Raw genomic sequence first — 12,459 nt, forward strand, 5'->3', positions numbered from 1 at the left:
GAGGGGAGCTAGATATTCAATTGCCCTTCTCCCTTGGGAAAAGGGGTTAGGGGATGAGGGCGTGAAGGATTTGCAAAACGCCTGTCCGATATATTTTTTGGCTGAAGTTGACACCAATGCAGATGGATTCACACCAAGCCAGACGCACCAAGGCAATTCCCAATCCAAAATCTAAAATCTAAAATGGTATCAGCCCCCATCGAACTATGGAACTTGACCAATAAAGTCCGAACCTAAGACTATAGACGCTTAAAATTGTCCAAATAATTATAACTCATAATGAAAACAAAGCAAAAAGGAAACAAACCAATAGCCAGTCTTTCTTTAGATTTGGATAATATTTGGTCTTATTTAAAAAATCAGGGCGCTCCGGGTTGGGAGACTTATCCTTCTTACCTGGATATCGCAGTACCTCGTTTCTTAGATATTCTCAAGCAATGGGATTTGACAATCACAGTATTCATTGTCGGTCAGGATGCAGCGCTAGAAAAGAATACCAAAGCAATACAAGCGATCGCTAGCGCCGGTCACGAAATTGGCAACCATTCATTCTATCACGATCCTTGGCTACATCTGTATTCAGAGAATGAGATTGAAGAAGAGGTGGCACTGGCCGAAGAACATATTAAGCGTGTTACTCATCAACATCCTATCGGCTTCCGGGGACCAGGATACAGTTTTTCTCCAGCAGTATTGAAAGTTTTAGCACGACGAGGATACGAATATGATGCTTCCACTTTCCCCACATTTTTGGGCCCCATAGCACGAGCATATTATTTAATAACTTGTAAATTAAGCAAGGAAGAACGTAAAAAACGGGAAGCTCTGTTTGGCGGTTTTAAAGAGGGTTTGCAGCCTCTAAAACCTTACAAGTGGCAACTAGATAAGGATAGGCTAACTGAGATTCCCGTTACCACTATGCCAATCTTTAAAGTGCCAATTCACTTCAGTTATATAATGTTTCTGAGTACATTTTCTTCGGAAGTGGCGTTACTCTACTTGCGAATTGCCCTGTGGCTGTGTAAAGTTACACGCGTCCAGCCTTCTTTGCTACTCCATCCTACAGACTTTGTAAGTCAAGAGGATGTACCAGAACTTTCATTCTTTCCTGGTATGAGTGTCCCAACCTACAAAAAGCTGGCAATAGTGAACAAAAGTTTAGAAATTATATCCAATCAGTTTAATGTTTTAACTGTTGGACAACACGCTAAATTTGCAGCCGATGGACGTAAACTGCCTGTATTAGTGCCTCAAAAGAGATAAAAATACGATTCCTAACGAGCAACAAAACGCTCATGTAGAGACGCGATAAATCGCGTCTTGAAAAACAAATTATCTACACCAATAATCTTTAACCAAAGCGTATTATATTATAAATCTTCAGGGATAAACCACATATAATTCTCAGGAAATTTACTGAACCATCAAGACAATAAATCTTACTAATATATAGAGAAATATTGTCAGGATGCTGAATATGTCAGATTTACTGCTTCAGTGCCAAAATTTGAAAGAGCAAGTTGAATCTATATTACAACTTTTACAACAAGAACCAACGCTACGTTCCCAAGATATTACACCTGTACGAACTTCTTTAAGTAAGGCGATTTCTCCCAAGTTTGAAATTGTATTTGCAGGTGCTTTTAGTGCCGGGAAATCAATGCTAATCAATGCACTATTAGAAAGGGAATTACTCTACAGTGCAGAGGGACACGCTACAGGTACAGAATGCAAAATCGAGTATGCAGAAGTAGATAAAGAACGTGTTGTTTTGACGTTTTTAAGTGAAGCAGAGATTCGCGAACAAGCAGTTTCTTTGTGTCAGCAACTAGGATTTCAGACAGTCACTAATATTAACCAAGCTGAGGTAATTAACCTGCTACGTCAAGGTTCTGAAGCGATTATTCAACAGGAGGGTGGTGAGAGTAAATCAGAACGTGCAAAACAGGCGAAGGCGTTAATGTTGTTGCTAGAGGGATATATGGCAAACCGCGATCGCATCTACACGGTTAATAATGCTACATATTCAATGGAGCAATTTAACTTTTCCAATCTCAAGGAAGCGGCTGGATATGCCCGCCGTGGTAGTAATAGTGCGGTATTGAAGCGAATAGAATATTACTGCAATCATCCTTTGCTACAAGATGGCAATGTAATTATTGACACGCCCGGTATAGATGCGCCAGTAGAGAAAGACGCACAACTAACTTATGCCAAAATTCAACATCCTGATACTTCGGCGGTGGTGTGCGTGCTAAAACCTGCTTCGGCGGGTGATATGACAAAAGAAGAAACCGAACTTTTAGAATTAATGCGGGAGAATGGGGGAGTACGCGATCGCGTTTTCTATGTCTTCAACCGGATCGATGAAACTTGGTATAATACTCAGCTACGGCAACGATTAGACGATTTAATTAGTGGGCAATTTGCCAATTCCAAGAAGGTTTATAAAACCAGTGGATTATTAGGATTTTATGGCAGTCAGATTAAACAGACAAACCCACAAGATAGATTTGGTTTAGATTCTGTTTTTGCAGAAAGTATTAAAGGTTTAGATGGTAAAGAAGAAACACCGCAATTTGTCTATGCGTTTAACAACTACTGTGTAAATTCAGGAAAGCTATCTTCCAGTAAATTCCGTGTCTCTGTGAACGGCTTTGAAACTCCAAATCAAAATTATGTGCGAATTCTGGGAGAGTGGGGAAATGAACTGATAGAACAGTTAATTCAAGATAGTGGTACTGAAGAATTTCGCACAGCTATTACTCGCTATCTTACGGAAGAAAAGCGTCCCCAATTATTTAAAAATCTTGCTGATGATTTGGAAGATATTTGTATTAAGCTCAAAAAACATTATCAGAGTGTCCAACGCGATTTAGATAGTCAGCCCCAAGAAATTGAGACAATGAAGGCGCAAGAGTTACAACGCCTAAATCAGCAACTACAGCAAATTGGGAGAGAATTTAGCGAGCATATCACAGAAGAAGTTAACCATGTAATTAATAATTCTTGTGATGCTTTTGAAGCAGATTTTAAGCAATTGCAATCACGAATGATTCGCCGCTTAGATGAATTGCTAGATACTTTTTCTGTAGCTTCTGCTTATCAACGTGCAACCATCAGCCATCCTCGCAACGCTACCGCACCTTTAATTGCTATTTTAGTAGAGGCATTTTATTACTTAGCAAATCAATTAGAAGATATTTTGGTTGAATCTTCTCAGCAAGTAGTTGCAAATTATTTTCAGCGGTTGATTGAAAAGATTCGCAAATCAGAATATTATCGTCAACTGTATCGTTTATTAGATAATGATGGTGGCATTGAACAAGAGATTAGAAATTTAGAAAAAGTAGTTACTCAAGCATTAGTTAGTGCAGCTAGTGTAGAGTGCGATCGCTTTGTGCGAGAAAGCCCTAGATTTTATGATGAAGGCACTTTTTCTATATATCAATTTCGCCAAACTTTATCACAAACTTCTCAAGGTTACGATGCTGAAAGTATCGTGGAAGCAGAACCAGCGATTAGGCAGTTATTGAAGTTAGATTTTGAACCAAAAGTTTCTTATACTATTCGTAAATCTTTCCGTCAAACCATTAATCAAACGCTGAAAACTCAATTGTTACCAATGGCAGAACAGCAAGCAGATGAAATTTTGCAGCAATACCCACAGGCGCGTGCTTATTTAGAGAAAATACTGCAACAAGAAGCTGAAGAAAAAATTGCGAATAATCGCCGATTGTTGAATGTTGTTGAAGAAAATATTGCAGCATATAATTCAGCCGCTTCTAGTATTAATACTTGTTTACAGGCGATGCAATTATACGATCATCTTTTGCCTGTCATTGGTGATTCATTTGATAGTGTTAGCAAGTTTGCTAAGAATGAGTTTTTGGTTTCAGATGTGGTATAAAAGGTTTAATTCTAATCACAAATTATCTTTGAGATAATTGTAGCTTTTAGTGAGTGCTTTAGCATTCACTAACTACAGTTTTGCGTAAAGTAGAAAAATTTCAAAAATTGAGGTTGATATGCAAGATGAATTTAAGCAAATAGAGTGTAACGATGGTGATGTTTTGGACTTTGGAGGCAACACATATAAAATTGCTAAATTTAAACAAGCAATGGATACCTCATTTAACTCCACGTTAGAATCTATATTGAATCAAGAATTAAGTAGGCAAGGAATAAATAGAAAACAGTCTCCGAATGGGAATTGGTTTCAGAAAGGCACAGATTGCGAAATTTTAACACTAGGTTCTCCAAGCTGGAAAAAGGGGAAAGTGAAAATTAAAATAAGCGTTGAATTTTATATTGAAGAGGAAGATTTACAAATAACTAACAGCAACAATTCAGAAATCACCGAACCAGAGTCGCCTCTTGACGATCTTCGCCGCATGATTAATGAGTAAAATTAGTCAATCCAAATTTACATATAGCAATCCTATTTGATTTGTGAAAATCTAAAGGCTTAGATTCCTGACTTATTTAATAAGCCAGGAATTTTGTTGTAGACGAATGATTTACGCTTGCTATAACTCAATACACTTGGGTTAGAAAAAATTGTAGGTTGGGTTAAGCAAAGCGCAACCCAACAAAGCCCCGGAAATGTTGGGTTTTGTTCCTAAACCCAACCTACGCAGCTACTATCCCAATCCCTAGTCTCCAACTCAATGGTTATGAATATCAAGCGTCGGGAATTTCTTGCAACCTGTGGGGTGGCTACCTTAGCCACTCAAATACCAACACTTACCGCCCAAGGTAAGCCATCTCTAAACAACATCCGCAAGCCGCCCCGCCTGCAAGCTGGCGATACCGTAGGGTTAATCGCCCCTGCGGGTATCGTTGACGCTAAAGACATTGAAGCAGCGCAGAAATCAATTTCACAGTTAGGGTTAAAAGTCAAGCTGGGGAAGCATATTTTAGATCGTTACGGCTATTTAGCGGGTAAAGACAGCGATCGCGCCCAGGATGTAAACTTGATGTTTAGCGATCGCACTATAAAAGCAATTATTCCTATGCGTGGTGGTTGGGGCTGCAATCGCATTTTACCCTTACTCAACTATTCGCTGATCCGTTCCCATCCAAAAATTATCATCGGGTACAGCGATATTACTACCCTGTTGTTGGCAATTAATGCCCGTAGTCAAATGGTTACTTTTCATGGGCCAGTTGCTACGTCTACCTGGAATCAATTTACAGTAGATTACTTCAAGCGCATCTTATTTAATGGTGAAGCGGTGACTATGCAAAATCTCAACCCTAGCGAAGTGCGATTGGAGATAATAGCACCGGGAAAGGCAAAGGGTAAACTTGTGGGTGGAAACTTATCAGTACTATCAGCAATGGTAGGTTCATCTTACCTACCTTCCTGGAACAAAAGCATTCTGTTTGTGGAAGAAGTTGGCGAGGATGTTTATCGTATAGATAGGATGCTGACGCAGTTAAAAACTGCTGGCATACTGAATCAAATTACTGGTTTTATCTTTGGGCAATGTACAAAATGTAGTCTTGGAGATGAACCGTCATTTACGTTAATGCAAGTATTGCAACAACACATACTTCCTTTAGGTATTCCTGCTTGGTATGGTTCCACGATCGGTCATATTAAGGATAAATTTACCTTGCCAGTCGGTGTAGAAGTGGAAATAAATGCTGAACTTGGGACAATACGAATGTTAGAGGCGGCTGTTAGTCTTGTTTAACGCGAAATATCTTATCTAATAAAAAGACTTTTAAGAAGGTTTTACTACGCAAAACCGTCCCTCTCCGACTCCTACCGCGTACACACAAGTATTTTAGAGTTGTTGCGTAACGTAATATAGGTTAATTTTTGCAGGTCGATGCATCAAAGGTGCAGGTCAGAATGGCACGCTTGAAAAGCTGAAACCTCCTTGCTGGCAGGGTGTGGGAGGTGTGGGAGGATGGGGAGGCAATACAGCATTTGTTGATATGCAGTTATTCAATTTCTCCTCTTTCTCCCCACACTTCCCCCACTCCCCCCACTCCCCACACTTCCCCCACTCCCCCCACTCCCCCCACTCCCCACACTTCCCCCACTTCCCCCACTTCCCCCACTCCCCACACTCAAAAATCTTGTTATATCAGGGCTTTGCGATTAACAAGCGTGCCATTCGGTGTAGGTCAAAAGACTTGTGTGTATACCGTAGCCGACTCGGAGAGGACAGACTTGAACTTTAGTTCAAAGCAAGGAGAGGTTTATTGAACTCAGGTTTCGTTTAAGCCTCGAAAGTAAATCAGCCGCGCCATAGTAATTTTGATTAAGATTTTGATAGACAGTATGCATTTCTCCTCGCCATGTTACGACTAACTGAAGTAAAGCTCCCGCTCGATCATCCTGAAGATGAGATCGAGACTGCCATCCTCAAAAAGCTGCAAATCACGGACGAAGATTTGATCGGCTATTCCATCTTCAAGCGTAGCTACGATGCCCGTAAGAAAGGAGAGATCGCTCTTGTTTATATTCTGGATGTAGAAACGACTCAGGAAACCCATCTACTCAAGCGCCTCAAAAAAGATCCCCATGTCATGGTCACGCCAGACATGAGTTATCGCCCAGTGGCAAAAGCACCGAGCAATTTGGCGATTCGGCCCATCGTGATTGGTACTGGCCCTTGTGGCTTATTTGCGGGTTTGATGCTGGCGCAAATGGGTTTCCGCCCCATCATTTTAGAACGTGGCAAAAAAGTTCGCGATCGCACCGCTGATACCTTTGGCTTTTGGAAGAAGAAATCAGACTTCAATCCCGAATCCAATGCCCAGTTTGGCGAAGGTGGTGCGGGTACATTTTCTGACGGCAAACTCTACAGTCAAGTCAAAGATCCTCAGCATTATGGGCGCAAGGTACTAACCGAACTTGTGAATGCGGGAGCCTCACCGGAAATTCTCTATATCAACAAACCGCACATCGGCACCTTCAAACTGGTGGGAATCGTCCAAAGTATGCGCGCCAACATCGAATCCCTCGGTGGTGAAATTCGCTTTGAAAGTCGGGTGGAAGATATCAACATTGAAAATGGCCAGGTGCGGGGAGTCACCCTCGCCAGTGGGGAATATATCGCCAGCGATTATGTAGTTCTCGCAGTAGGGCACAGCGCCCGCGATACCTTCCAAATGCTATTTGAACGCGGGGTTTACATCGAGCCGAAACCTTTTTCCATCGGCTTTCGGGTTGAACATCCCCAGTCTCTCATCGATCGATGTCGTTTCGGCGCTCAAGCTGGTCATAAAATTTTAGGTGCTGCCGATTATAAACTGGTTCACCACTGTCAAAATGGTCGTTCCGTTTATAGTTTTTGTATGTGTCCGGGGGGCTTGGTGGTTGCAGCCGCATCAGAACCGGGGCGGCTTGTTACCAATGGGATGAGCCAATACTCTCGCAATGAGCGCAATGCCAATAGTGCGATCGTTGTGGGTATTACCCCCGAAGATTATCCGGGAAATGCTTTGGCGGGAATTGACTTTCAACGGCGCTTAGAAGAACGGGCATTTGAATTGGGTGGTGGAACTTATGAAGCTCCAGGACAGTTGGTGGGAGACTTTCTTAACCATCGTCCCTCGACAGCATTGGGCACTGTTAAACCGTCTTATACACCTGGGGTACATTTGGGCGATTTGAGTCAGAGTTTACCAGATTATGCGATCGCCGCCATCCGCGAAGCCCTTCCCGCTTTTGATAAACAAATTAAAGGTTTTGCGATGGATGATGCCGTGTTGACTGGGGTGGAAACCCGCACGTCATCGCCGATTCGGATTAAACGCAAAGAAGATTATCAAAGTTTAAATACAGTCGGTCTTTATCCGGCTGGTGAAGGCGCGGGATACGCCGGGGGAATCCTTTCGGCGGGTATTGATGGGATTAAGGTGGCGGAGGCGGTGGCTTTAAGTATTTTGAAATAATTGCGTAGTTTGAAAAGTTTTTGCAACAGAACTTGCATAGGCGAATAGCACTAATAAAAGGTGAAACCTCGTCAGAGCAGGGTGTTGGGGGTAGGGTGTTGGGTGTAGTGTTTCAGACAATTTGAATACCAGTACGTCAAGGAGTTCAACATCTTCTTAATTCCCCACACCCTACACCCCACACCCAAAAGCCAGGAATACCAGGGATTTACGCTTTTCTTAGTGCCATTCTCGCATGGGCGTTATTATGCCACTCAATGGAGTTGCGACAGGGTTTGGTAGTCTGTGTAGCCATGTTCGCTACCACCATAGAACGTTCTGACATCACCTTCGCTCAGAGGGGCATTGAGCCGTAGCCGATCCACTAAGTCAGGGTTAGAGATGAACAGTCGCCCAAAAACTATGGCATCAGCCCGCCCACTTGTAATTGCTTCATCACCTCGTTGTCGATCGAACCCACCCACAGCTATCAGTGTTCCTTGGTAAACGGGACGTAGGAGATCGATGGGGTTAAACTTCGGTGCAGTTCCTCTGGCGTAACCTCGGTCATACCCCACGTGCAAGTATGCCAAACCCAATGGACTGAGTGCTTTTGCAACATAGGTGTAAGTTTCGGCAGGATCGTCATCAAATGTGTCGTTGACTGTGAAGCCGGGGGCAATCTTCACCCCAATCCGCTCCGCTCCTCGGACGCTACACAGAGCATTGACTACTTCGAGCGTGAAGCGAGTTCGATTCTCCAATGTGCCACCATAGGCATCTGTGCGTTGGTTGGAGCTGCTGACTTGGAACTGGTTGGGTAGATATCCGGTTGCTGCATGAAGTTCCACACCATCAAAACCTGCTTCAATAGAGAGTTCTGCCGCTCTGCGATACTCCTCTACTATTTCGGGTATTTCGTCCAATTCTAACGGACGGGGTGTCTCGAAAGGGACTTTGCCATCCCAAATGTGAACTTCTTCGGACACCACCGGGACAGCCGAAGGTGCGATCGGTCGGGCATGGTTAGGTAATAGGGAGGAGTGCGACACCCGTCCAGCGTGCATCAGTTGCACAAATATCCGACCTCCAGCAGCATGAACTGCATCTGTGACTTTTCGCCAGCCTGCAACCTGCTCCTCGTTGTGCAATCCAGGACAGGTTGTGTAACCTCGCCCCATTGGACTTGGATGCGTTCCTTCCGTAATAATGAGTCCCGCCGAAGCTCGCTGGGTGTAGTATTCGATCATTAGGGGGGTCGGTACACACTCAGTAGTTGCCCGGAGACGGGACATCGGAGACATGATGATGCGGTTGGGAAGATCGAGCGAACCTAGTCTAACTGGCGCGAACAGTCCTGATTTTTCTGGCATTGGCATTTTTCCTCTTCTAGAATCAGGGCGGTAGCGAGTCCACGTACTCTTACAGAGAAGCAAGCTACGCGTAGCGTCTCGTAGAGAGCGTCTGCCTGCGGCGGTAAACTACGCTCCACCGACAACCTCAATAATACTGCCCTACAGATAACTTCAGGGTAACTGAATCCGCAACGCTGACAAATAGCTTTGATTAATTGCCCCCATAGATCGCCTTGCGCCATCACTATTTATTATATGGAAGCTTGCACATAATCTTTTTCTTGATGACGACAAATAGAGCATTACAGCCAACGCCTGTCATTTGCCTCTTACACCATTATCTGGTATTGCCAATATCAATATTTAATATCAAGCCCCACCTAGATGCTTTCGAGGTAGGGCTTTTGCTTTTATGGCTGGAATCGGTATGCAATCATGTATCAAGCGCGATGGCGTATACGCCCTTTCCGGTGGCGATCGCACTGAGAAATTTAGCCGAACGTTAAAGCTGGTTCTTCACAGAAGTTAAATACGGCTGACTCACTTTCTGATTCATCTTCAAAGACAGCAGATATGTACCATTCACAGGGCGAATCATTCGTATATTCAGCCCAAGCAATTGTTACTGTTTCACCCGATGGAATCCCTGAATCACTCAAGGTAAATGAAGCCCACTCTTCATCATCGACAGATACCCACAACTCTGTAATTGCTTGTTCGGTATCATTGGTAACGGTAAACGTGAATTGATCTGACATAAATAGCCCCTTAGCTATAAATAAATTGCAGGTTGTCAGTCACCGATTATACTGTCACTTTTTTTTAAACGTTGTCATCATAACTCCCACAATATAATCTCAGAAGTAGTTTCAAGTTTTTTTGACTAAATTGAAATTTGTTAAAGAGTATTAAAAATATCACAGGTAAGACGCGGTGAATCGCCGTCTCTACGATCTAACAGAAATAGTTGAGAGCGATCGCTTCTCCAAATAAGCGCAGTCAGAGCGTTTCACAGGCTGTCCCTAACTTCTTCGAGCAACTTCTCTAAAAGGGACATGTTAATTCTAATATCAAGCCCCACTTAGATACTTTCTAGCTAGGGCTTTTGTTTTTATGTCTAAAGTCGATATGCAATCATCTATCAAGCGCGATGGCGTACACGCCCTTTCCGGTGGCGATCGCACTGGGGAATTTATCCGATTGTTAAAGCTGGTTCTTTACAGAAGTTAAATAGGGCTGACTCAGTTTTTGATTCATCTTCAAATACAGCAGATATGTACCATTCACAGGGCGAACCATTCGTATATTCAGCCCAAGCAATTGTTGCTGTTTCACCTGATGGAATCCCTGATTCACCCAAGTTAAATGCGGCCCACTCTTGCTCGTCAACAGATACCCACAACTCTGTAATTGCCAATTCAGTTTTATTGGTAACGGTAAAGGTGAATTGGTCTGACATAAATAGCCTTGCCTTTTAACGATAAATAAATTGCAGATTGTCAGTCACTAGATTATACTGCCACTTGTTTCAACAGTTGTTATATTAACTGCCAGAATATAGGCTTATAGCATTTCACTATAAGGTTGATACATTTAGGTAAGCAGAGGGGCAGAGGGGCAGAGGGGCAGAGGAGCAGAGGAGCAGAGGAGCAGAGGAGCAGAGGAGAGGGTTTGCAGGTTTTACCTAACAGATTATGAGGCAACTTATAGGCGCGACAGCTTGCAAACCGGAAATAGCAAAATCCGATCGATTCTGTCTTAATACAGTTTTGCGTAAAAGCGTAGCATTTTTAATGTAGGGGGATGCATTGACATTGCAGAGAGATGCATTGGCATTGTATTGAGATGCATTGACATTGCAGAGAGACCCATTGGCATTGCAGTGAGATGCATTGACATTGCAGAGAGACCCATTGGCATTGCAGTGAGATGCATTGACATTGCAGAGAGACGCATTGACATTGCAAGGTATTGCCGAATTTAATTCGCTACGAATTAATGAAATGCTGTACTTAATACAACTCATATTTCATTAACTGACAAGGCAGCGCTCCGTTGTACACGGCAACTCGCTGGGATGATTTTAGTCCAATCGATTGAGACAGTTCCTTGTTGCCACTCAGCACAAATGCAGTCCAGCCTTTGAAGCGTTGTTTCAGTACATCGCCCAAAAGTTTGTAAAATGCCCCTAAATCGCTATCTCGCCCCAGTCGTTCGCCATAAGGTGGATTGCAGAATAAAATCCCATTGTCTGCGGGGGCGACAACATCAGCAAGTTCCATTTGAGAAAACCATACATGGTTATCAACGCCGCAGTTTTGAGCATTGTTAATCGCTTGCTCAATTATATTTTCATCGCGATCGCTTCCCCAAATAGGTGCAGTCAGGCTATCTAGTTGACTGTCCTTAGCTTCTTGGAGCAGCTTTTCTAAAAGGGGCAGGTCGAAATCGAGCCAATTTTCAAATCCAAAGCTTTCGCGAAACAGTCCTGGTGCGATGTTCAGTGCCTTTAAGCTAGCTTCCAGAGGTAAAGTGCCAGATCCACACAAAGGATCGTAAAACATCTGGTTTGGTTGCCAACCCGAAAGTTGAATCAGGGCAGCAGCCAGAGATTCTTTCAGAGGGGCTACTCCCACCGCAGGACGGTAGCCTCGGCGATGCAGACTATTTCCAGAACTGTCGAGTTTAACGGTACAAAAGTCGCGTTCAATATGAACATTAACCCGCACATCTGGTTCATGAAGCTCTACATTTGAACGTTCGCCCAGCTTTTCTTGCTGTTGGTCAACGATCGCATTTTTCACCTGGAGAGATGTGAAGTGGCTGTGGTTGAGGTGCTGGTTTTTGCCCGTGACATTCACCGCCAGCGTCATGTCTGGCGTCAGATAGTTTTGCCAATCGATAGTTTGGATACCGCGATAGAGATCCTTGGCATCAAGGCATGGAAACTCATTGATATTCACCAAGATTCGGAACGGCAGCCTAGCCCAGAGATTGACGCGATAAAGTAAAGTGCGATCGCCCTCAAAGGCTACACCGCAAAACCCCGGCTCTACGGAATGGGCACCCAGTTGCTCTAACTCCTGAGCCGCGAGGGTTTCTAATCCGCGAGCAACCGTTGCAAAATACTGATTCATCCTCTAATCCAAAGCATTATCTTCACTGCTCACCCATTGACGCACTTTAGCTTAACTCATATCTGGTGACA

At 43.5% G+C, this 12,459-nt stretch carries 11 protein-coding genes; 6 read left to right on the forward strand and 5 right to left on the reverse strand.

All coding sequences use genetic code 11. The features are described 5' to 3' along the window. Positions 1–279: 279 nt before the first annotated feature. The 5 genes from V7K84_RS22650 to V7K84_RS22670 all read left to right on the forward strand — a co-directional run bounded on the left by V7K84_RS22650 (position 280) and on the right by V7K84_RS22670 (position 7,917). On the forward strand, positions 280–1,263 hold the full coding sequence (locus tag V7K84_RS22650) for a polysaccharide deacetylase family protein (protein ID WP_334841338.1): 984 nt from the start codon (positions 280–282) through the stop codon (positions 1,261–1,263). 214 nt (positions 1,264–1,477) lie between these two features. Beyond that, a complete protein-coding gene (locus V7K84_RS22655; protein WP_334841340.1) occupies positions 1,478–3,910 on the forward strand; it encodes a dynamin-like GTPase family protein in 2,433 nt (810 codons plus the stop codon). A gap of 118 nt (positions 3,911–4,028) precedes the next feature. Further along, entirely contained in the window at positions 4,029–4,409 is a 381-nt protein-coding gene (locus V7K84_RS22660; protein WP_334841341.1) for a KGK domain-containing protein, read from the forward strand. A gap of 267 nt (positions 4,410–4,676) precedes the next feature. Further along, on the forward strand, positions 4,677–5,702 hold the full coding sequence (locus V7K84_RS22665; protein WP_334841342.1) for a S66 peptidase family protein: 1,026 nt from the start codon (positions 4,677–4,679) through the stop codon (positions 5,700–5,702). A 613-nt stretch (positions 5,703–6,315) separates the two neighbouring features. Next, positions 6,316–7,917, forward strand: coding sequence for an NAD(P)/FAD-dependent oxidoreductase (locus V7K84_RS22670; protein ID WP_334841344.1), 1,602 nt, complete (start codon positions 6,316–6,318; stop codon positions 7,915–7,917). A gap of 254 nt (positions 7,918–8,171) precedes the next feature. On the opposite strand, the gene V7K84_RS22675 is transcribed toward V7K84_RS22670, so the two are convergent. Together V7K84_RS22675 and V7K84_RS22680 are read right to left on the reverse strand one after the other, a co-directional pair. Next, complete coding sequence (locus V7K84_RS22675) at positions 8,172–9,269, reverse strand: alkene reductase (RefSeq protein ID WP_334841345.1); 1,098 nt, start codon at positions 9,267–9,269, stop codon at positions 8,172–8,174. Then, on the reverse strand, positions 9,230–9,493 hold the full coding sequence (locus V7K84_RS22680; protein ID WP_334841347.1) for a hypothetical protein: 264 nt from the start codon (positions 9,491–9,493) through the stop codon (positions 9,230–9,232). The genes V7K84_RS22675 and V7K84_RS22680 overlap by 40 nt, the downstream gene beginning before the upstream one ends. 42 nt (positions 9,494–9,535) lie before the next feature. Here V7K84_RS22680 and V7K84_RS22685 point away from each other — a divergent pair, with 42 nt between their 5' ends. Next, entirely contained in the window at positions 9,536–9,757 is a 222-nt protein-coding gene (locus V7K84_RS22685) for a hypothetical protein (RefSeq protein ID WP_334841348.1), read from the forward strand. On the opposite strand, the gene V7K84_RS22690 is transcribed toward V7K84_RS22685, so the two are convergent. The 3 genes from V7K84_RS22690 to V7K84_RS22700 all read right to left on the reverse strand — a co-directional run bounded on the left by V7K84_RS22690 (position 9,743) and on the right by V7K84_RS22700 (position 12,388). Further along, positions 9,743–10,009 carry a hypothetical protein gene (locus tag V7K84_RS22690; RefSeq protein WP_334698352.1) on the reverse strand — a complete coding sequence of 89 codons (267 nt, stop codon included), beginning with the start codon at positions 10,007–10,009 and terminating at the stop codon, positions 9,743–9,745. The genes V7K84_RS22685 and V7K84_RS22690 overlap by 15 nt on opposite strands. Before the next feature lie 434 nt (positions 10,010–10,443). Next, entirely contained in the window at positions 10,444–10,710 is a 267-nt protein-coding gene (locus V7K84_RS22695) for a hypothetical protein (protein ID WP_334841349.1), read from the reverse strand. A gap of 553 nt (positions 10,711–11,263) precedes the next feature. Next, positions 11,264–12,388 (reverse strand): THUMP domain-containing class I SAM-dependent RNA methyltransferase, encoded by a 1,125-nt coding sequence (locus V7K84_RS22700; protein WP_334841351.1) that lies wholly within the window; start codon positions 12,386–12,388, stop codon positions 11,264–11,266. Positions 12,389–12,459: the final 71 nt, after the last annotated feature.

The sequence above is a fragment of the Nostoc sp. genome, assembly GCF_036917315.1.
GTDB lineage: Bacteria > Cyanobacteriota > Cyanobacteriia > Cyanobacteriales > Nostocaceae > Nostoc.